The 19,920-nt window shown below is 72.5% G+C and carries 22 protein-coding genes; 7 read left to right on the forward strand and 15 right to left on the reverse strand.

Going from position 1 to position 19,920, the window contains the following annotated elements; translation table 11 throughout:
- The first annotated feature begins 48 nt into the window (after positions 1-48).
- Positions 49-420 carry a hypothetical protein gene (locus ACFVSN_RS26390; RefSeq protein WP_387601012.1) on the forward strand — a complete coding sequence of 124 codons (372 nt, stop codon included), beginning with the start codon at positions 49-51 and terminating at the stop codon, positions 418-420.
- 62 nt (positions 421-482) lie between these two features.
- Here ACFVSN_RS26390 and ACFVSN_RS26395 read toward each other — a convergent pair whose 3' ends face one another.
- Entirely contained in the window at positions 483-1,514 is a 1,032-nt protein-coding gene (locus ACFVSN_RS26395) for a hypothetical protein (protein WP_380446321.1), read from the reverse strand.
- 400 nt (positions 1,515-1,914) lie between these two features.
- On the opposite strand from ACFVSN_RS26395, the gene ACFVSN_RS26400 reads away from it, so the two are divergent.
- Both ACFVSN_RS26400 and ACFVSN_RS26405 read left to right on the forward strand, forming a co-directional pair.
- Complete coding sequence (locus ACFVSN_RS26400) at positions 1,915-2,388, forward strand: SsgA family sporulation/cell division regulator (protein WP_380446322.1); 474 nt, start codon at positions 1,915-1,917, stop codon at positions 2,386-2,388.
- Positions 2,389-2,514: 126 nt separating this feature from the next.
- The gene (locus ACFVSN_RS26405) at positions 2,515-3,021 is read left to right on the forward strand and encodes an HPP family protein (protein ID WP_380508987.1); all 507 of its coding nucleotides are present in this window, start codon (positions 2,515-2,517) and stop codon (positions 3,019-3,021) included.
- A gap of 24 nt (positions 3,022-3,045) precedes the next feature.
- On the opposite strand, the gene ACFVSN_RS26410 is transcribed toward ACFVSN_RS26405, so the two are convergent.
- The 9 genes from ACFVSN_RS26410 to ACFVSN_RS26450 form a co-directional block, all read right to left on the reverse strand.
- Complete coding sequence (locus ACFVSN_RS26410) at positions 3,046-5,445, reverse strand: ATP-binding cassette domain-containing protein (RefSeq protein ID WP_387601008.1); 2,400 nt, start codon at positions 5,443-5,445, stop codon at positions 3,046-3,048.
- A gap of 106 nt (positions 5,446-5,551) precedes the next feature.
- A complete protein-coding gene (locus tag ACFVSN_RS26415) occupies positions 5,552-5,971 on the reverse strand; it encodes a VOC family protein (protein ID WP_387601005.1) in 420 nt (139 codons plus the stop codon).
- Positions 5,972-6,165: 194 nt separating this feature from the next.
- A complete protein-coding gene (locus ACFVSN_RS26420; protein WP_387601003.1) occupies positions 6,166-9,120 on the reverse strand; it encodes an ATP-binding protein in 2,955 nt (984 codons plus the stop codon).
- 108 nt (positions 9,121-9,228) lie between these two features.
- Complete coding sequence (locus tag ACFVSN_RS26425; protein WP_387601000.1) at positions 9,229-9,723, reverse strand: hypothetical protein; 495 nt, start codon at positions 9,721-9,723, stop codon at positions 9,229-9,231.
- A 63-nt stretch (positions 9,724-9,786) separates the two neighbouring features.
- Positions 9,787-10,209, reverse strand: coding sequence for a hypothetical protein (locus ACFVSN_RS26430; RefSeq protein WP_387600997.1), 423 nt, complete (start codon positions 10,207-10,209; stop codon positions 9,787-9,789).
- A 164-nt stretch (positions 10,210-10,373) separates the two neighbouring features.
- On the reverse strand, positions 10,374-10,733 hold the full coding sequence (locus ACFVSN_RS26435) for a hypothetical protein (RefSeq protein ID WP_387600994.1): 360 nt from the start codon (positions 10,731-10,733) through the stop codon (positions 10,374-10,376).
- Between the two features lie 176 nt (positions 10,734-10,909).
- Complete coding sequence (locus tag ACFVSN_RS26440) at positions 10,910-11,449, reverse strand: flavoprotein (protein ID WP_387600991.1); 540 nt, start codon at positions 11,447-11,449, stop codon at positions 10,910-10,912.
- 27 nt (positions 11,450-11,476) lie between these two features.
- Positions 11,477-12,052 (reverse strand): GNAT family N-acetyltransferase, encoded by a 576-nt coding sequence (locus tag ACFVSN_RS26445; RefSeq protein ID WP_380446329.1) that lies wholly within the window; start codon positions 12,050-12,052, stop codon positions 11,477-11,479.
- 23 nt (positions 12,053-12,075) lie between these two features.
- A complete protein-coding gene (locus ACFVSN_RS26450) occupies positions 12,076-13,482 on the reverse strand; it encodes a hypothetical protein (protein WP_387600988.1) in 1,407 nt (468 codons plus the stop codon).
- Positions 13,483-13,827: 345 nt separating this feature from the next.
- Here ACFVSN_RS26450 and ACFVSN_RS26455 point away from each other — a divergent pair, with 345 nt between their 5' ends.
- From ACFVSN_RS26455 to ACFVSN_RS26465, 3 genes are all read left to right on the forward strand, one after another.
- A complete protein-coding gene (locus tag ACFVSN_RS26455) occupies positions 13,828-14,115 on the forward strand; it encodes a hypothetical protein (protein WP_387600986.1) in 288 nt (95 codons plus the stop codon).
- A 323-nt stretch (positions 14,116-14,438) separates the two neighbouring features.
- On the forward strand, positions 14,439-14,573 hold the full coding sequence (locus ACFVSN_RS26460) for a hypothetical protein (RefSeq protein ID WP_380446332.1): 135 nt from the start codon (positions 14,439-14,441) through the stop codon (positions 14,571-14,573).
- Positions 14,570-15,712, forward strand: a complete 1,143-nt coding sequence (locus ACFVSN_RS26465; RefSeq protein WP_387600983.1) for a methyltransferase domain-containing protein — start codon at positions 14,570-14,572, stop codon at positions 15,710-15,712. The genes ACFVSN_RS26460 and ACFVSN_RS26465 overlap by 4 nt, the downstream gene beginning before the upstream one ends.
- A 9-nt stretch (positions 15,713-15,721) precedes the next feature.
- Here the strand turns inward: ACFVSN_RS26465 and ACFVSN_RS26470 are convergent, their stop codons facing one another.
- Both ACFVSN_RS26470 and ACFVSN_RS26475 read right to left on the reverse strand, forming a co-directional pair.
- The gene (locus ACFVSN_RS26470; protein ID WP_387600980.1) at positions 15,722-16,126 is read right to left on the reverse strand and encodes a MarR family transcriptional regulator; all 405 of its coding nucleotides are present in this window, start codon (positions 16,124-16,126) and stop codon (positions 15,722-15,724) included.
- Positions 16,127-16,134: 8 nt separating this feature from the next.
- A complete protein-coding gene (locus tag ACFVSN_RS26475) occupies positions 16,135-16,983 on the reverse strand; it encodes an SDR family oxidoreductase (RefSeq protein WP_387600977.1) in 849 nt (282 codons plus the stop codon).
- Between the two features lie 123 nt (positions 16,984-17,106).
- Here ACFVSN_RS26475 and ACFVSN_RS26480 point away from each other — a divergent pair, with 123 nt between their 5' ends.
- The gene (locus tag ACFVSN_RS26480; RefSeq protein ID WP_387600974.1) at positions 17,107-17,595 is read left to right on the forward strand and encodes a MarR family winged helix-turn-helix transcriptional regulator; all 489 of its coding nucleotides are present in this window, start codon (positions 17,107-17,109) and stop codon (positions 17,593-17,595) included.
- Here the strand turns inward: ACFVSN_RS26480 and ACFVSN_RS26485 are convergent.
- The 3 genes from ACFVSN_RS26485 to ACFVSN_RS26495 form a co-directional block, all read right to left on the reverse strand.
- Positions 17,585-18,004: a DUF2267 domain-containing protein gene (locus tag ACFVSN_RS26485; RefSeq protein WP_387600971.1), complete on the reverse strand. Its 420-nt coding sequence runs from the start codon at positions 18,002-18,004 to the stop codon at positions 17,585-17,587. The two genes, ACFVSN_RS26480 and ACFVSN_RS26485, sit on opposite strands and share 11 nt — an antisense overlap.
- 67 nt (positions 18,005-18,071) lie before the next feature.
- On the reverse strand, positions 18,072-18,905 hold the full coding sequence (nadE, locus tag ACFVSN_RS26490) for an ammonia-dependent NAD(+) synthetase (protein ID WP_380491855.1): 834 nt from the start codon (positions 18,903-18,905) through the stop codon (positions 18,072-18,074).
- Positions 18,906-19,068: 163 nt separating this feature from the next.
- Complete coding sequence (locus ACFVSN_RS26495) at positions 19,069-19,791, reverse strand: IS5 family transposase (protein WP_387956701.1); 723 nt, start codon at positions 19,789-19,791, stop codon at positions 19,069-19,071.
- Between the last annotated feature and the right edge of the window lie 129 nt (positions 19,792-19,920).

The raw sequence follows: 19,920 nt of genomic DNA on the forward strand, positions 1-19,920 counted from the left end.
TGGTACGGGCGCGAAGCGCGCGCCCGCCGCCCTTCGGGAGGACACGGCATGAAGCTTCGGGCGATCGCGCCGGCCGCGGGCCTGTTGACGGTCGCGCTCGCCGCCGCCGGCACGGGCTGGGTCGCGGAGGCCGACCCCGCCACCGACAACGCGCCCGCACGGGACAGCGCCGCCCGGTCGGTCGAGGGGTACCAGCTGGTGCGGCTCGACAACGCGAACGTGCCCAACTTCCAGCGGCGGACGGTCTCCTGCCCGGCCGGTGAGAAGGCGCTCGGCGGCGGCGCGGAGGCCCGCGGCGACGAGGCGGTCCTGGTCGGCAGCTTCCCGGCCGACGACGGCAGCGGCTGGATCGGCCTCGGCCGCCGACCGGGTGCGGGTGACGTCGGCATCAGCGTCTTCGTGATCTGCGCCAAGGCCTGACCGCCCCTCCACAGACACAGGGGTGGAGCCGGGCGCTCGGCTCCACCCCTGTCCGGCAACCGTCAGGCCGCGGCGTCCGGGGTCTTCCCGTCCTGCGCCTGCTGCGAGCGCGCGGCGAACATCCGGGTGATCCGGTTGACCACCTCGACGTTCGGGGCGGACGGGTTCTCCGGGCAGTAGGAGATCCTCAGGACGTTGCTGCCGGACTTGACGAGGAGTTCCACGCACTGGCCCTCCATGAAGACCGAGGACCGCTCGCCGGCCTTCGGAGCGGCCATCGGCGGCTTCTCGGGCAGGCCGTCACTGATGCCGTAGGCGACGTCGTACATCTTGTCGCCCCACTCCGGGCTGGGGCCCGCCATGAGCTGGAACTCCACCTGGGTCTTGCCGTCGTCGGCGTGGAAGCGCGAGTCGCCCCTCCCGACTATCTGCTCGCACAGGCTCACCTGTGCGGGCGGGACGCCGTCGCCGCCGCAGTCGCCCTTGGGCACCGCGGAAGGCGCCTTCTCCTGGGTCCAGCCGTCCGGCACGGCGTGCAGGTCGGGCATGACGGCCTTCACCTGGTCCAGGTTGGCCAGCGGCTTCGGACCGTCCGGGCCGGTGCCGAGGTAGAGACCGAGCCCGGTCAGCGTGCCGATCACACCGAGCACGACGACCCCGCCGGTCACCGCCCAGGCGCGGCTGCGCCGGGCGGACGTCCCCTGGACCGTTCCGGGGCTGTACGCGGGCCAGTTGGCGTCGCCGCCGCCCTGCCACGCCGGAGCCGCCTGGGGCATCGGAGCCCCGGCCATGGGCGGCGGCGCGGTCATGGCGACGGAGAGCCGGGCGCGCAGGTTGGCCGCCAGGCCCGGGTCGCCGGCGAGCAGTTGGCCCACCGCGAGCGCCAGGTCCCACTGGGCCTGCTGGTCGCCGGGACGGGCCTCCACCCGCCCGAGGGCGTGCGCCCACTGCGGCCACTGCCGCAGCGACTCCCGCACGCGCGCGAGCGCCTCGCCGCCGAGCGCGGCCCCTGCCGCGCCGACCGTGTGCGACGCGGTCTGCACCAGCGCCTCGACCACCATGGCGACGAGATCGGACCCGTCCCCCGCTGTCATCGAACCCCCCGATCGGAAAAGAAGACGGTGACACTCTGACACCAACCGAGCGATCATGCACAATTCCGCCCCGACGGAGACCGAACCGCAATGCCGCAGGCCGGGACAGGGCGCCGTCGCCCGAATATCGTCGCGGACGGTTACCCGGGACGGGCCGGCTCGTTCTCCAGCCGGAAGCCCCGCACGCCGAAGCCGCACCGCACCGCCGCACCACCCGCACCGCACAGCCACACCGCACAGCCACACCGCACCACCCGTACCCCCGCACCACCCCCACACCGCCTCCGCTCCGCCCCACCGCCGAAACCGACCGAGAAAAAACGATTCTGCTCCCCTGAAGACAGCCCGAGACGCCCCGAGACGCCCCGGAACACCCCGGGGAAGAGAACAGGAAGAGCCCATGAGCGAGCACGACTTGCCCGGCGCCCCGCAGGAGAACGCCTGCGCCGGCGACGAGTTGGCGCTGTACATCGACCTGGAGGCGGTCGCCTGCCCCGGCCTCCTCGTCTCCCTGCCCGCCCGGCTGCGCTACCGCCGGGAGGACCCCTACGCGGTGAGCCTCGACACCCACATCGACCTCGACGAGCCGATCACCTGGATCTTCGCCCGCGAACTCCTCGCCACCGGCCTCACCGGCTGGGCCGGCCTCGGCGACGTCACCGTCCACCGCGGCACCGGGCCCGCCGCCGCGACGCTCTTCATCGCGCTCAGCGCCGACGACACGACGGCCGTCCTGCGCGCGCCCGCCGCCCTCGTCCAGACCTTCCTCACCGCGACCGAGCACGTCGTGCCGTACGGCACCGAGACGGTCCACCTCGACGTCGACGACCTGATCCTGCGCCTGTTCGAGACCGAGGAGCCGCCGCTCATCTGACGGACCCCGCCGTCCGGATGCCGGAACGCCGGGTCCGCCGGGTCCCCCGCGAGGCAGGATGGCGGTCGAAAATCAACATTTTGTGGAAGGCGCTGCCGTCCACCGCCCTTCACCCGGAGCTCCCGCATGCCCAGACCCCCGTCCGCCACCACCACCAGGCCGCATCCGCTGCACGTACTAAGGGCCACCGCCTTCGCCATCGCGGCCCTGCTCCTCCTGGTCGGGACCGGGGTCCTGCTGCACCAGCCGCTGCTCATCCCGCCGCTGGCCGCCAGCGCCGCGCTCGTCCACGGCGCGCCCGGGCTGCCGATCTCGCAGCCCCGCAACCTCGTCGGCGGCCAGCTGGTCTCCGCGCTGATCGGGTACGCCACGCTCGCCGTCACCGGCAGCAACGGGTGGGGCGCTGCGGTGGCCGCCGGGATCTCGCTCGGCGTGATGCTGCTCACGCACCTCTCGCACTCGCCGGCCGCCGCCACCGCCGTCATCGTGGTGCTCCAGGCGCCGCACCCGCTGCCGTTCCTGCCGCTGCTCGCGCTGGCCACCGTCCTGCTGGTCGCGATCGGCCTGCTCCCGGGCCGGATCGGCGGCCACCCGGTGCGCTACCCCGTCGCCTGGTGGGCCGTTCCCCGGTGAGCCGCCGGGCCCGGAGGGCGGGCCTCAGGCGCCCACGTACGCCGCGAGGTGCTCCCCGGTGACGGTGTGCCGCTTGGCCACCAGCTCGGCCGGAGTGCCCTCGAAGACGACCCGCCCGCCGTCGTGGCCGGCGCCCGGGCCGAGGTCGACGATCCAGTCCGCGTGCGCCATGACCGCCTGGTGGTGCTCGACGACGATGACCGACTTGCCCGCGTCGACCAGGCGGTCGAGCAGGCCGAGCAGTTGCTCGACATCGGCCAGGTGCAGGCCGGTCGTCGGCTCGTCGAGGACGTAGACGCCGCCCTTGTCGCCCATGTGCGTCGCGAGCTTGAGGCGCTGGCGCTCGCCGCCGGAGAGCGTGGTGAGCGGCTGGCCGAGGCTCAGGTAGCCGAGGCCGACGTCCACGAGCCGGCTCACGATCGCGTGCGCGGCCGGGATGCGGGCCTCGCCCTCGCGGAAGAACTCCTCGGCCTCGGTCACCGGCATCGCCAGCACCTCGCTGATGTCGCGCCCGCCGAGGCGGTACTCCAGCACCGACGCCTGGTAGCGCTTGCCCTCGCAGTCCTCGCAGACGCTCGCCACGCCGGCCATCATCGCCAGGTCCGTGTAGACCACGCCCGCGCCGTTGCAGGTCGGGCACGCGCCCTCGGAGTTGGCGCTGAACAGGGCCGGCTTCACGCCGTTGGCCTTGGCGAAGGCCTTGCGGACCGGTTCCAGCAGACCGGTGTACGTCGCCGGGTTGCTGCGCCGGGAGCCGCGGATCGCGCCCTGGTCGACGGAGATCACGCCCTCGCCCGGCGCCTCCGACGATCGTGGCAGCGAGCCGTGCACGAGCGAGCTCTTGCCGGAGCCGGCCACACCCGTGACGACGGCGAGCACCCCGAGCGGGATGTCCACGTCGACGTTCCGCAGGTTGTGGGTGGAGGCGCCGCGGATCGCCAGCTTCCCGGTCGGTGTGCGCACCGTCTCCTTGACCCTCGCCCGGTCGTCGAGGTGGCGTCCGGTGATCGTGCCGCCCGCCCGCAGGCCCTCGACCGTCCCCTCGAAGCAGACCGTGCCGCCGCCGCTGCCCGCGCCCGGACCGAGGTCGACGACGTGGTCGGCGATCGCGATCGTCTCCGGCTTGTGCTCGACGACGAGCACCGTGTTGCCCTTGTCGCGCAGCCGCAGCAGCAGCCCGTTCATCCGCTGGATGTCGTGCGGGTGCAGGCCCACGGTGGGCTCGTCGAAGACGTACGTGACGTCGGTGAGCGAGGAGCCGAGGTGGCGGACCATCTTGACGCGCTGCGCCTCGCCACCGGACAGCGTCCCGGAGGGGCGGTCGAGCGAGAGGTAGCCGAGACCGATCTCGACGAACGAGTCGAGCGCCTCCCCGAGGCTCGTGAGCAGCGGCGCCACCGAGGGCTGGTCGAGCCCGCGCACCCACGCGGCCAGGTCGCTGATCTGCATGGCGCACGCGTCGGCGATGCTGGTCTTCCCGATCCTCGACGAGCGGGCCGCCTCGGTCAGCCGGGTGCCGTCGCAGTCGGGGCAGGTGCTGAAGGCGACCGCGCGGTCCACGAAGGCCCGGATGTGCGGCTGCATCGCCTCCTTGTCCTTGGCGAGGTAGGACTTCTGGATCCGCGGGATCAGGCCCTCGTAGGTCATGTTGATGCCCGCGATCTTCATCCGGACCGGCTCGCGGTACAGGAAGTCGTGCAGCTCCTTCTTCGTGTACTTGCGGATCGGCTTGTCCGGGTCGTAGAAGCCGGACTCGCTGTAGAGCCGGTAGTTCCACCCGCCCGGCGTGTAGCCGGGGATGGTGAGCGCGCCCTCGGCGAGCGACTTGGCGTCGTCGAAGAGCTGGGCGAGGTCGATGTCGGAGACGCTCCCGCGGCCCTCGCAGCGCGGGCACATGCCGCCGGTGACGCTGAACGAGCGGCGCTCCTTCACGGTCTTGCCGCCGCGCTCCACGGTGACGGCGCCGGCGCCGCTGACCGAGGGGACGTTGAACGAGTACGCCTTGGGCGAGCCGATGTGCGGCTCGCCGAGCCGGCTGAACAGGATGCGCAGCATCGCGTTGGCGTCGGTCGCGGTGCCGACGGTGGAGCGCGGGTCGGCGCCCATCCGCTGCTGGTCGACGATGATCGCGGTGGTCAGCCCGTCGAGGACGTCGACGTCGGGGCGTGACAGCGACGGCATGAAGCCCTGGACGAAGGCGCTGTAGGTCTCGTTGATCAGCCGCTGCGACTCGGCGGCGATGGTGTCGAACACCAGCGAGCTCTTGCCCGAGCCGGAGACACCGGTGAACACCGTCAGCCGGCGCTTGGGGATCTCGACGCTGACGTCCTTGAGGTTGTTCTCGCGCGCGCCGAGCACGCGGATCATGTCGTGGCTGTCGGCGTCGTGCGGCACCGGCGCGGGCGCGCCCGTCCTCTTGGCCATGGTCGTCGTCTCTCCGGTTCTGTGCGGGCGGGCCCGCCCGGTGCGGTCGTTCCATCCAACCGCACCGGGCGGGCGGGGGCGCGGCGCTCGGCTTCCCGAGCCGCGGCTACGCGAGCTCGTTGATGCGGATCAGGTTGCCCGCCGGGTCGCGGAAGGCGCAGTCGCGGACGCCGTAGGGCTGCTTCGTCGGCTCCTGGACGAGCTCGGCTCCGCCGGCCGCCAGTCGGTCGAAGACGCCGTCGAGGTCGGCGGAGGCGAGGGTGAGACGGGCGTAGGTGCCCTTGGCCATCATCTCGGTGACGGTGCGGCGCTCGTCCTCCGTGACGCCGGGGTCCATGGCCGGGGGCTCCAGGACGACGGACGTGCCGGGGCTGCCGGCCGGGCCGACGGTGATCCAGCGCATCCTGCCCTGGCCGACGTCGTTGCGGACCTCGAAGCCGAGCAGGTCGCGGTAGAACGCGAGGGAGGCGTCGGGGTCGGTGTGGGGGAGGAAGGTCCAGTGGATGCTGAGGTCGTTGGTCTCCATGTCCACGAGGCTAGGCGCGGGCCCTGGGCCGGGGCTTCTCGAATCCTGACCGGTCTCGCACGCACCTCGGCCGGAGCGGTAAGCGATCGGTAAGAGGCCGCTGCCTACGGTCGAAGCACACACCCGCATGGGGGGACGGCCGGGTCCGCGCAGGGGACGGACCCGGCCGCGGGTGTGTACTCGTCGCGGACGGTTCACCCGTCGTGCGAGAGCGCGTCCGCGTCGCCGTTCGCCGGTCCCTCGCCCAGCTCCCGGGCCTCGCGCCGCACCCGCTCGGCGGGCGCGTCCAGCCCCGCCGCCTCGTACGCGCGCCCGAGCGCCCGCAGCGCCTCGGCGAGGAACGAGCGCCAGCCCCGGGCCCGCCAGAACAGGACGGACTCCTCCAGGTGCGCGACGGCCGCGTCGTGCCGCCCCTCCGCGAGGTCCAACTCACCCAGGATGCCCAGGGCCTGGGCGAGGTGGTGGCCCAGCTCGAAGCGCCGCGCGATGGCCAGCGCCGCCTCCGCCGTCTCCCTCGCCCGGGCGTCGCCGGTCGCCGCGTGGAGCGTGGCCAGGTAGAGCAGGGAGAACGCCTCCGCGTAGCCGTCGCCGAGCGAGCGGGCCATCGCGAGCGAGCTCGTCAGCAGGTTGCGCCCGTGCTCGACGTCGCCGGCGCGGCCGTGGGCGGCGCCGAGGAACTGGATCGCGGTGGCCTCGAAGCGGACGTTGCCGATCATGCGCGCCAGGCGCAGCGTCTCGGTGAGGTGCTCGATGGTGCGGGCGAGGTCCGTCTCGCCGTGGGCGACGGCGATGATCTGGTGCGCCTTGGCCACCCCGCCGGGGTGGTCGTGGGCGGCGGCGAGGTCCAGTGCGCGGCGTGCGGCGTCCAGCGCGTCACGGGCGCGCCCCTGGGCGACCAGGCTCCAGGCGAGCAGGACGAGGGCGTCGGCGGCGCCGCGCGGCTCGCCGACCTGCTCGAACAGGTCGAGCAGCTGCCGCGCGCGGCCGTCCAGGGCGACCATCGTCTCGGTGCCGTCGGCGGGGGTCGCCCAGGTGGTGACCTCGACCAGGCCGCGGGTGAGCACGGCCGTGCCGACGAGGTCGCCGGCCGCCTTGCAGGCCTGGAGGACGACGAGGTTGGTGGTGCGCCAGTCGTCGTAGAGGCCGCGGACGTCGCAGTACTTCTCCTGGCAGGCGGCGAGGTCCCAGGCGGTCGGGACGAGGCGCAGCGCGGCGGCCTGGCGGGCGCAGGCGTTGAGGGCGGGCTGCTCGACGTCGAACCAGGCGAGCGGGTCGTCGAGCAGCCGGGCGGCGGGGCCGTCGGGCAGCGGGCGGCGCGGGGCGGGACCGTGGATGGCGGCGAAGCAGGGGCCCGGTACCTGGTCGGCGGCCTGTTCGGCGAGCCAGAGCCAGGCGCCGAAGGCCCGTTCGAGGGCGTCGGCGCGGTCGGCGGGGGTGTCGGTGGCGTGGGCGTGCTCGCGGGCGTAGAGCCGGACGAGGTCGTGGAAGCGGTAGCGCAGGTGGGGTTCGGTGCCGGTCTCCTGGAGGAGCTGGGCGTCGATGAGCTCCTCCAGCCGCCGCTCGGCCTCCTCCAGCGGGACGTCGGCGAGCGCGGCGGCGGCCCAGGGGGCGAAGTCGGCCGCGTCGAGCAGGCCGAGCAGGCGGAAGGTGCGGCGGGTCGGCTCGGACAGGCGGGTGTAGCCGACGGCGAAGCCCGCGCGAACGGCGAGGTCGCCGGCCGCGAGCTCGTCGAGGCGGCGGCGCTCGTCGCGCAGCAGCTCGGCGAGGCGGGCGAGGCTCCAGCGCGGGCGCGCGGCCAGGCGGGCGCCGGCGATGCGGACGGCGAGCGGCATGCCGCCGCACAGGTCGGCGATCTGGCCGGCGGCGACGGGTTCGGCGGCGACCCTGGCGTCGCCGACGATGTGGCGCAGCAGCGTCTCGGCGTGGGCGGGGCCGAACCCGCCGAGGTCGACGAGCCGGGCGCCGGGCAGGGCGGTGAGGACGGCGCGGCTGGTGACGAGGGCGTTGCTGTGCTGCTGTTCGGTGGTGCTTCCGGGCAGCAGGGGCCTGAGCTGGGCCTCCCCGGCGGCGTTGTCCAGGACGACGAGCACCCGGCGGCCGGCGAGCAGGGTGCGGTAGAGGGCGGCGCGTTCGTCGAGGGACTCGGGGATCTCCCGGGCGTCGGCGCCGAGGGCGCGCAGGAAGGCGGCGAGGACGCGGGCCGGGTCGGCCGGTTCGTCGTCGGCGCCGCGCAGGTCGGCGTAGAGCCGGCCGTCGGGGTAGTCGGCGGCGGCGCGGTGGGCGGCGTGGACGGCCAGGGCGGTCTTGCCGATGCCGCCCATGCCCGAGACCACCGGCACGCGGCCGTCGGCGAGGGAGGTGAGGACGAACCGCAGGTGCTCCTCGCGGCCGGTGAAGTCCGGGAGGTCGGACGGGAGTTGGCTCGGTGCGTGGACCGGTCGGGCGCCGTCGTGGTCGCGGGCCAGCAGGGCGAGGAAGACGCTCTGGACCTGCTCGCCCGGCTCGATCCCGAGCTCCTCGGCCAGCCGCCGGCGCAGCGTCTGGAAGCGGCGCAGCGCCTCGGCGGGGCGGCCGTCGGCGGCGAGCAGTTCGAGGAGGGCGGCCTGCACGGGCTCGTCGAAGGGGTATTCCTCGGCGAGCGCCGTCACGGCCGGGAGGGCGCAGCCGGGGGCGGCGGTCCCGGCGAGGGCGAGGGCGGTGGAGCGGACGGCCTCCTCGACCGCCGTCACCAGCGGGTCCTCGCGGTTGACCCGGTCCAGCCCGGCCAGCACCGGGCCGCGGCGCAGGTCGAGCGCGGCGGCCCGGTCCCCGTCGGCGGCCAGCAGCCGGAAGCGCCCGAGGTCGACGGCCTCCGGGCGGACGGCGAGCCGGTAGCCCTCGCCGTCGGAGTCCAGCACCACGGCGTCGTCCCCGAAGGTCCCGAGCCACCCGCGCAGCCGGGACACCCCGGTGTGCACGGCGCCGCGGCCGACCCGGTCGGCCTGCCCGGCCCACACGAGCTCCAGCAGCCGCCCGGCCGACAGCCGCTCGCCCTCGGCGAGCAGCAACGCCCCCAGCAGCCCGCGCAGCACCCCCGCCCGGGGCAGCGCCTGCGGCTCCGCGTCCACGGCGACCACCAGCGGACCCAGCACCCCGAACGTCATGCCCATCGGCTCCAGCCCCTCACGCTCACGCCCCGTGCAGCCCCCGCCCACGTGATCATGACACTGGTGCGGACACCGAGCAACGGGCCCGGCCACCGTATCGGCCCGACCGGTTCAGAGGCAGGTCCAGCAGTACAGCCGCTCGTCGGCCGCCCGGGCGCGCCGCGCGAGCCCGGCCAGTTCGCCGACCACCGGGCACAGGCTCTCGGCGGAGGCGCCGTGCAGTTCCTCCGCCTGCGCCCAGCGGGCGGCGACCGCCGGGACGTCGGCGTCCGGCACCGCGGCGAGGGTGTCGCGGGTGTCGGTGTCGAGCTCGAACACCCACGGGCCCGTCATCCACGGATCGTCGTCGTCCACGGGCCCCTCCGGTCCGGGCGGCGGAGTGGTCGGCCACACCGGTGCATCGCCCACGAGGTCAACGGCCCACGGCACTTGGCGGACGGCGGCGACCAGCTGCCCCAGCACGACGACCGGATCCAGCCCCTTGGCCTCGACCCCGTCGAAGGCCCGTCGCGGCCCGGTGAGCGGCGATCCCCCGTCGGCCGCCTCCAGCTCCCGCCGGACCACCGCCGCGTCCGCCGCACGGAAGTAGTCGGTCAACACACCCATCGTCCTCGCCCCCCGCGACGTCTTGCGCTCCGCAGGGAAGTAGACCAGACCCCACCGACAGCCCTACCGGGGATCCTGCCGCTCCTCGGAGAAACCGCCCGGGACGGGCGTGGCCGCGCGCCACAGCAGGCCCGGGTCGGGCGCGTACTCGGTGGAGTGCGCCAGCGGATGGAGCCGCCGGTGGCCGGGGACGGGAATCTCGGTCAACCGGCCATCCCGGATCATCCAGAGCCCGAAGCAGTCGTCCTCCTCGTCACGGATCAGCACCTGGACGCTCTCCGGCGCCTTCCACGGCAGCGACTCCAAGTGACGCAGCAATCCCGTCCGCTGCCCCATCCGGTCGAACTCGGCGACCCACGCCTCGACGAAGGTGGGCAGCGGCGCGAAGCAGCCGCACCAACTGCGGGAGTCGTCCGGTCGGCACAGCGGCGCCATCGCCTCCTCATCCCACGGAGCCAGCACGAGGACCTGCGCGGTTCTGGTCATGCGGCAGTATCGGCGCACAACACACCTGCGGAGCAACCGAATTCGAGCGGAAGCGGGGGACGAAGCACAGGAAGTCGGCCCGCCCGACTTCCCGCGCTCATGGGCTTCGTCGGCTTCCCAGCCCCTCGCCAACCGTGCAGGAGGTGAGGGGCTGGGCGCTGCGTTCAGGAACGGGCCTGCTCGATCGCCTCGAAGATGTCCGCGTCGGTCTCCTGCTGCCAGGACGGCAGGTCGACCCAGTCGGCGACATAGCCCGGCTTCGGGTTCTCAATGTGCTTGTGGATCTGGGCGATCCAGCACGTCGCGACGAAACGGCCCTTCTGCTCCCGGGTCAGCTTGGACGTGTTCCCGCCGCTCACGCTGATGAAGTCACGGACCTGGCCGAACACGGCGGCGGCGCACTCGCGCTCCCACTCGGGGGTCTCGTCCCACGGGGCGACGTAACCGGCCTTCGGTTCGCCCGGGTAGTGCTTGGACACGCCCGCGATCCACGCCTCGCGGAAGACTCGTCCGTCAGCCGACATGCGTCACTCCTTCGTCAGACGGCGCTGTCAAGCGCCGAGATCTGCTGATGCAATGCTGAAGCCCGCCTATCGGCCATGAGCGGGAGGAGGCGGCGCCAAGACGCGCTTGCGCGCCTGGCGGGCGCTTCCCTCGGCCAGGTAGGCGTTCCAGGCGCCGGTGTCGGTGGGTGCGGGCCTCACGTTGTGCGCACCACGGGGCGGAGGAGGTCGAGGACGTGAGTCCAGTCGTAATTGTCGTGGCCGCCACCGGACTTGGGCTTGCGGGGCACATAGTTGCCGAGCAGGACGCCCATAGACCCCAGCCGGCCCAGGCTCTCCGCGTACGCAGGGTGAGCGGCCTGGGCGGAATTGACGTAGGGCTGCACCGCCACGGGAATCCCAAGCCCGTACGCCTCGCACAGGATGCCGAGGGCGAGGGTGTCGGAGATGCCGGCGGCCCACTTGTTGAGGGTGTTGAACGTGGCGGGGGCCACCGCGATGGCATCGGCCGGCGGCAGCGGCTGTGGGACGCTCGGCGTGCGCCACGCGGAGCGGACCGGGTAGCCGGTCTGGGCTTCGATAGCTTCCCGGTCTATGAAGCCGAGCCCGTTAGGGGTCGCGATCACTCCCACTCCCCAACCCTCGGCATGGGCAGCGGTGATCAGCTCGCCGACCCTGTCGGCGATGCCCGAGGCGCACACGACGATGTAGAGGAACGGCTTGCGGTGCTCGACCACTTCACGCTCCCGGGTCCGTGGTGGCCATCAGGCTCGACGGCTTTCGTCGGTCTTCAGCCCGCCGATCGGCGCCCACTCGTGTTCCAGGATCGAGTAGGTGATCGAGTCGCGCCATGCGCCGTGGACAAAGACGTGATCACGGATTCGGCCGTCCTCCGTCATCCCGGCGCGCAGCAGGGTGCGGGCAGAGGCCTCGTTGAGGGGCGCGCGGGCCGCCCAGATGCGGTGCAGGCCGAGGACGTTGAAGCCGAGGGCGCACAGCAGGTGGACGGTCTCGGTGCCGAGGCCCTTGCCCCACTCGGCAGGGTGGAGGGCGAAGCCGATGGTGGCGGCCTGCTGCGGCTCGGTCGCAAGACGCGCGTAGCCGATCAGCCGGTGCTCGTCGCGATGGGTGACGGCGAGGCAGTACTCGATGCGTGGGACGGCGCTCGCCGAGTCGATGGACCTGGTGGTGATCGCCTCGACCTGGTCACGGGTGCGGGGTTCGAAACTGAGGTGCTTGGTGGACTCGGGGTCTCCGTAGATGGCCAAGAGGTCGTCGGTGTCGCCGGGTTCGACTTCGCGCAGTGCCAGACGAGGGCCGGCCAGATGGAGTGGGGTCATGGCTGCGGAGCCTAGCCGCCGGTTCACCGGACGAGGACCGAGGTCGGGGTGGCGGTGAATGCCTCGATCTCTTGCCTCAGGGCGACGCCGACGATGCCGTTTCGGCGGGCACCGGCGTTCAGCGCGGCGTGGACTCGCTGAGCACTACTGACGATGCCGAAGTTCCGTTGCTCGATGGGGAGGTCGAGCACTGGGCGCACAGCCTCGGCTGCGCCCTCGACTTCACCGCGGGCGATGCGGGCGAGGGCGAGGTCGGTCTGCGCGCCGGCCTCGTCGCCGAATGCCCACTCCTCCTCGGAAGCGTCCTGGTAGGCGGCGACGGCGGTTTCGGACTGGGTCTCGCCGAGGACGGCGTCCTCGCCGAGTTGCACGGTGGCCTCGGCGACGTAGTAGAGCTGGCGGGGCACCGGAAAGGTCATGATGCCGCCGAAGTCGTCGAGATCGTCAAGTTCGACGGCATCGCGGGCGTTCTCGGCCTGCCGGATGGCGGTGCGGGTGGCCTCGCCGTCTCCGAGGAGGGAATGGGCGCGGGCGGAGAGACAGGCCAGCCAGATACTGGTGGTGCCGCGGACGTCGCCCGCCGCGTTCTGACCGAGGGCGGCGTAGTCGACGGCCTCGCCGGGACGACCCGCCCAGTAGGAGATGAGCGACTGGAGCGAGCGGACCCAGGCGCGCATGGCGTGGTGATCGGCGTTGTCGGCGCACACGAAGGCGGTGCGAGCCTGCATCATCGCGGCGCTCGGGTTGCCCAGGTCGTGGCTGGCCTTGGCCAGCATGCCGGAGGTGATACTGGCCAGCAGGTACAGCTCGCGGGCCTGCGCGGGCTTGGCCCGGCCGTGCTCGAGGAGTTGGAAGGTGAGGTCCTGGACCTCGACCAGATCTCCGAGCAGGGCCGGCAGTGCCAGCTTCGGGTACGCGACGGTAAGGCGCCGCACCTCGTCGTGGATCTGCCCCAGGGTCTCCGGGCCGATGCTGCTGCCCTCCGCCATCGCGGCGAACCGAAGTGCACGACGAGCCGCCATCACGACCTGCCTTTCCATTTCCGTGGTGCCCGCATCGGAGCGGGTCTCGCTGTTGGGCGGGCCTCCGGCAAGTGGCGCCGTTGCCTTCTCGGGCGGGAGGCAGGCAGGCCCCAGTCGTGACGGCGGGACGGCGAGGGTGCCGGCGGTTGCGGGCGCGACCGCAGAGCCGGTTGGTGCGGGAGCGAGGAGCTGGTCGACACAGACGCCGAACATGGCCTCCAGCACTCGGCATTGGTCCGGGTAGGGGCGGGTTTTCACCGCGCCTCCGTACCAGCGCTCGAACTGCCGCTTGGAGACCGACAGGCCACGAAGTCTGGGGTCGTTCTCCTGCTCGGCGACCGAGTTCGCCATCGCCTCGAACCGGAGTCGGAAGGTCTCATAGACCTGCCAGTGTCGTTGCAGCGTCAAGACCCGTAAGAGTGTCGGGGTTTCAGCCACTGCGGATCCTCTCCGTCCCCATTCGTCTGTTCTGACGATAGCCGTGGTCAGTGGACGGGAAACCCCGTTCGGAGGTGCGACAGGGTGAGATGACGGCAGCCATGACGGTGGTCATGACGCATGACGTCGTCGGCCACGTAGCGAGCCCCCGGTGATGACGTCGTCATGGCGGTGGCGACGTCGTATCCATGCCTACCTGGTGGCCAACATGCTGAACTCGACTTCGCATTCCGTGTGCAGTCGACGGCGAAGCGTGACGTTTGGTGGCTTGCCGTGTCAGCCGCAAGCCCGGTCCAGGGCCAGGAGAAGGAACCGATGTACGACACCACGGCTGGACACACTGCGGAGAACCGTCGCCTGGCGGATAACGGGATGAGCGCGACCGCCGAAGACGGCCCCGCCGCTCGCGCCAGGCGGCGTCCGGGGCTGGCGATCCGCACGTTCAGGGTTGCTCAGGATGGCACTCGCTATGACGACTCCGGCGTGATCACCGCAAACCCGGATCCAGACGAATACGTCGCTCGGATCGAGATCTGGCCTGACTGCGCCTGCCCGCAGCATCGGGCCGGCACCTCCGGCTCGGCGCGGCTGCCCGCCTCGTAGGCAGCAGGACCGTGTTCGAGCCCGACTGCGGGACCTATGTCGTCAGAGTCTGGACCGCCTGTGCTGTGTCCGCAGCAGCCTTGTTCCACCTGGCCGCCATCGCCGTGCTCCTGGCCATGCGCACCCACTGAACTCCCGCCCGTGCCGCTGAGTAAGCGGCACGGGCGGGCTCCCACATCGCCAAGCCGAGAAGAGTTCTGTCATGTCCACCCCGCAGCCTCAGCCGCCTCCGCCGAAGCCGGACAGCCAGCCGTCGCCCCGGCCGCCGGAGCGGTAGCCAACTGACGTTCGTGATCAATCCATCGATAGCAAGGGAGAACCCCATGGGTTGGGGAACCGACAAGAGCAGTGGCGGCAAGCACGGGGGCAAGAAGGACCCCGGCACGGACAAGCCGTCCCCGGACGGCTCGCGGCCGGCACCCGCTCCGAAGCACAAGAAGGACGACGAGAAGAAGTGACGAACTTCGTGCATCGACCGGAGCAGGCCGTCGTTCGCGGGCTGCTCCGGGGCGTCGAAGATGAACTCGGCGGGCCCGTTCCTCCTGAGTGGCGGGAGGCGATCAAGGCCGTGCCGCGGCATCGATTCCTGCCGGAGCGGATCTGGCTGGAGGATGGCGACGGTGGCTATGCGGCCTGCGACCTTCAGCGCGCCCCGGAGCGGTGGTTCGAGGCTGCTTACTCCGACGTCCCCGTTGTGACGCAGGTCAACGATGGGGTGGAGCCGGACGATCCGGATGACATGTGGCCGTCCTCCTCGGCCTCGGCGCCCTCAATCGTCGTCCGGATGTTGCGGGAGCTCGATGTTCGGCCCGGCATGAACGTCATGGAGGTTGGGACCGGGACCGGGTGGAATGCCGCTTTGCTGGCGCACCGGCTCGGGCCTGGCCGTGTGTCCTCGGTGGAGGTCGATCACGAGGTGGCCAGGCACGCCTGCGCCTCGCTGAATGCGGCGGGCTTGGCCGTCGACGTCCTCTGCGGGGACGGGGCTCGCGGGTGGAGGCTCCGACAGCCGTTCGACCGGGTCATCTCGACCTGTTCGGTGCGCCGAGTGCCGACGGCTTGGATCGAGCAGACCGCGCCCGGCGGCATCATCCTCACCCCCTGGGACAACCCCATGCTCTGTTGGGGGCTGCTCAAGCTCACGGTGGCAAACGGTCGGGCGTGCGGGCGGTTCAGTCCGCACTCCGCCTTCATGCTGATGCGCGGGCAGCGTCGCGACCTGCGCATCTTCCGTGACGTTGTCCGCGACGACCACGTGCCCGACGAGTCCCGTACCTCGCTGGAGCCCGACCGTGTGGCCGGGGACGACTGGGAGGCTCGCTTCGCGCTCGGGCTGAAGCTGGGAGACGTCTGGACGGCCTGGGATCACACCCGGCTCTGGGTGGCGACCACGGACGCCCTGTCCTGGGCTGCCGTCGACCCCTTCGAGGTCTGGCAGTACGGGCCCCGCCGGCTCTGGGACGAGGTCGAGGCCGCGTACCGCTGGTGGGAGCAGCACGGCCGGCCGGGGCCGGAGCGCTTCGGGCTGACGGTCACCGGGCCCGACCAGTGGGTCTGGCTGGACCGGCCGACGAATCTGGTTCGGGCCCTGCCATAGCTGACGCGGTCAGTGCGACTCCAGGTTGTGGGTCATCCGTTCCAGAACGCTGACCGCCGTGCGGTACTCGTCCGGCGTGATCCCGGTCGTGGAGAGTGCGCGGAACGTGGCGACCCGCTCCTCGACGGCGGCGAGCCGGTCGCGGCCCGACGGGGTGAGGGTGAGGCGGCCGGGGGCCGGGCGGGTCGTCCAGCCGTCGGCGAGGACGGCCTCGATGGCGGCCGCCCTCGCCGAAGCGTCGGCGTTCGCGGCGAGGGCGGCGTGGACGTCCGTGTCGCGCGCCTCCGGGGTGTCGCCGACCACGTTGAGGACCTGCCACGCCGTCCGGGTGAGGCCGAAGTCGGCGAGCATGGCGTTCATGTGGGCGGTCAGCGCCTTGTCGGTGCGGTTCAGCCAGTAGCCGATGGGCTTCATGGTGTGGGTCACTCCCCCGGTGCGGTGAAGGCGGACGCGTTCTCGACGGCCCACTGGCGGAAGGTCCTGGCGGGTGTGCCGAGCAGGGTCTCGGTGGTGTCGGCGATGGTGGCGGGGCGCACGGAGGCCTCGGCCCAGAAGGCGAGCAGCGAGCCGATCAGCGGGGCGGGCATGAAGCGGCTCATCTGTTCCTCGGCCTTGGTGCGAGAGATGGTCTCGACGGTGATCCGGCGGTCCAGCACCTCGGACAGGACGGCGAGTTGCTCGCGGAAGGTCAGCGCCTGGGCGCCGGTGAGGGTGACGGCGTGGCCGCGCAGGGCGGTGCCGGTCAGTGCCTCCACCGCGACGTCGGCGATGTCCTCGGGGTGGATCGGCGCCAACGACGCCTCGGGGTAGGCGAGTTCGACCGGCAGGCCGTGGCCGATCGGGTGCGCCCAGGCGAACGCGTTGGTGGCGAAGGCGTCCGGGCGCAGGAACGTGCAGGCCAGGCCGCTCGCGGCGAGGGCGCGCTCGACGCCGAGGTTGTGCGAGCCGAGCGGGTCGGTCTCGGCGCCGGGCGCGAGGACAGAGGAGGACGAGAGCAGCACGACGTGCTCGACGCCGGCCGCGCGGGCGGCCTCGGCGAAGGCGTCGATGCCGGCGGGCTCGGGGTAGAGGAAGACCTGGCGCACGCCGTCGAGCGCGGCGGCGAAGGTCTCCGGCCGGCCGAGGACGAGCTCGGCGGTGTCTACGCCGGCCGGGACGGACAGGTCGGCGGGCCGGGCGCTGGCGGCGCGGACCGGCAGGCCGGCGACGTGCAGGCGGTCGAGGACGGCGCGGGCGACCTTGCCGCGGGCGCCGGTGACGAGGACGGTCATGGGTGGTTCCCCCGTTGCATGATGATGCGCAGCTCCTTGCTGCGGAACATATGCATGCTCGCATGCATACATTTGCGAGTCAACATGTGGCTGCTGCTGAGCATGGACCTTAGGATGGCCGCCATGACGACGAACGAGCCGGACCACCGCACGGCCGAGGACCTCCTGAACGCCGTGGGCCCGGCCTTCGGCAAACTGCGCCGCACCTCGCTCCTGGAGGTCGAGAACCCCATCTCGGCCAAGGACCTGAGCCGCACCCTGGTCCTCAACCTCGTCGAGCAGCACACCCGCGACGCCGCGGCCGAGATCACCGTCGGCGCGGTCGCCGAACTCCTCGGCGTGGACCCGTCCGTCGCGAGCCGCATGGTCGGCGACAGCATCAAGGCGGGCTACCTGACCCGCGCCGCCTCGCAGCAGGACGGCCGCCGCACGGTCCTGCACCTCAGCCCGGCCGGCACCGAGCTGATCGTCCGGCTGCGCCGCCACCAGCGCGACGCGTACGACTACATCACCGCCGACTGGGCCGAGCGCGACCGGCTCGAATTCGCCCGGCTGATGCTCAAGTACGTCGACTCCCTCGACCGGCTGGCCGAGCGGAAGGTCACTGGGTAGCGCGCCCCGAGGGCAGCAGCTCGGCGATGTCGCGCGGGAGGACGGCGGCCAGCTTGTCCATCAGGTCCGGCGCGAGCGCCGCGTCCAGGACCTCCAGGACGGCGGCGGCCTCGCGGATGCCGCCGTCCTCTCCGGTGCCAGCCCGGCCGGCGATCCGGCCGGCGAAGACGGGCAGGCCGAAGCGCTCCCCGGAGGCGTGGGTGCGGCCCTCCTCGTCGGCCTCCCGGGCCGCCTCCCGAACTGCGGCGGCGAGCTCGGGCGGCAGCTGGGCGGCCACGTGCACGGCGAGCCCGGAGGGCAGGCGCTCGCCGAGGGTGAGCAGGACGGCCTTGGTGGCGCGCTCGGCGGCGGCCCGGTCGGGGAGCCCGGCGAGGTCCCGGACGGTGGCGATGATCTCGTCGTACTTCATGGCCGAGTCCCCTTCCGCCGGCGGGCGAGACCCCCTCTGTGAGGCTACGCCGCCGGGCCAGAGCCCGCTACGACGGGACGACCGGCAGGCGGCGCTTGTGCTCGGTGCGGCGGTAGTGGCCGACCACCGTGCGGAACACCTCCTCGCTGACCGGGCGCCCCTCCAGGAAGTCGTCCAGGGCGTCGTAGCCGACGCCGAGGGCGTCCTCGTCGGGCTTGCCGGGCGCGAGCGTCTCCAGGTCGGCGGTGGGCACCTTGTGGACGAGCTCCGCCGGTGCGCCCAGCAGCTCGGCCAGCGCCCGGACCTGACGCTTCGTCAGGCCGGACAGCGGCATGATGTCGGCCGCGCCGTCGCCGAACTTGGTGAAGAAGCCGGTGACGGCCTCCGCCGCGTGGTCCGTCCCGATCACGACCCCGTCGGACGCGCCGGCGGCGGCGTACTGGGCGATCATCCGCTGCCGGGCCTTGGTGTTGCCGCGGACGAAGTCCTCGTGGGCGCGGTCCCGGAAGGTCAGGCCGGCCGCCGCCAGGGCGTCCATCGCGCCGTCCGTGGCCGGCTTGATGTCCACGGTGAGGACCCGGTCGGGCCGGATGAAGTCCAGCGCGAGCTGGGCGTCCGCCTCGTCGGCCTGCACGCCGTGGGGCAGCCGCATCGCCCAGAACGACGCCTCGTGGCCCTCGGCGCGCAGCCGCTCGGCGGCGAGCTGGCACAGCCGTCCGGTGGTCGTGGAGTCCACACCGCCGCTGATGCCGAGGACGAGCGTGCGGGCGCCGGCCGCGCGCACCTGCTCCGCGAGGAAGGCGACCCGGCGCTCGGCCTCCTGCTCGGCGCTCGGGACGGGGGCGACGCCCAGGGCGCGGGCGATCTCCCGCTGGACGTCGGCGGGCAGGGGTTCGGACATGATGGGACTCCTCGGACCTCGGACGTGCTTCCGGGAGCCAGCTTGATCGCCACGGCGGCCGCCGCCAAGGGATTCCACCTCGATGGAATACGGGTCACAGCGGCCGGGCGGCGGAACACGGGCCACAGCGGCCCGGCGGCCTCAGAGGGCGTTCGATACTGATTTAGGCTTCCGCAGGCGATTTCGGGCGGAGGTATTGCCCGATTTTGTCGGGGCTGGCGGTCAGGCGAGTGGTCATGGAGTTGACCATGGCCCAGTGGATCATCGAGCGTGACCGGTCCGGCAGTTCCTCGTAGTCGCGATGGAGCCGCCGGTACCGGGACATGATCCCGAAGGTCTGCTCGACCCGCCAGCGGATCGGCTGAACGACGAAGCCCTTCTGCTCCTTGTCACGGGCGACGACCTCGACGTCGATGGACAGAGCGGCACCATGCCTGACGACGGCGTTGTTGTAGCCGGCGTCCACCCACGCCTTGGTCACCGTGGGCCACCTGGAGGCGAGGGTGTCCAGGACCTGTTTGCCGCCGGCGGAGTCCTGGACACCGGCGGCGGTGACGATCAGCACCAGGAGCAGGCCCAGGGTGTCGGTGGCGATGTGGCGCTTGCGGCCCTTGACCCGTTTCCCGCCGTCGTAGCCCTGGCTGTCGGCCGGGGCGTTCGGCGAGGCCTTCACCGACTGGGCGTCGATGACCGCGGCGCTCGGCAGGATCCGACGGCCCTTCTTCGCCCGCAACTGGTCACGGAGCGTGTCGTGGATCTGCTCGGTGGTGCCGTCACGCTCCCACTCCTTGAAGTAGCCGTAGACGGTGGTGTGGGGCGGGAAGTCGTGCGGCAGATAGCGCCAGGCGATGCCGGTCCGCGCGACGTAGAGGATCGCGTTGACCACTTCACGCAGTTCGGTGGTCGGGGGGCCCCCCCCCGCCCGCCCCCCCCCCCCCCCCCCCCCCCCCGGCCCCCCCCGGGGGCCCCGATGGTGCGTCAGGGGCGGGGGGGGGCGGGGGCGGTGCGGCACAAA

The sequence above is a fragment of the Kitasatospora sp. NPDC057904 genome (assembly GCF_042887925.1).
In the GTDB taxonomy this organism is placed as follows: domain Bacteria; phylum Actinomycetota; class Actinomycetes; order Streptomycetales; family Streptomycetaceae; genus Kitasatospora.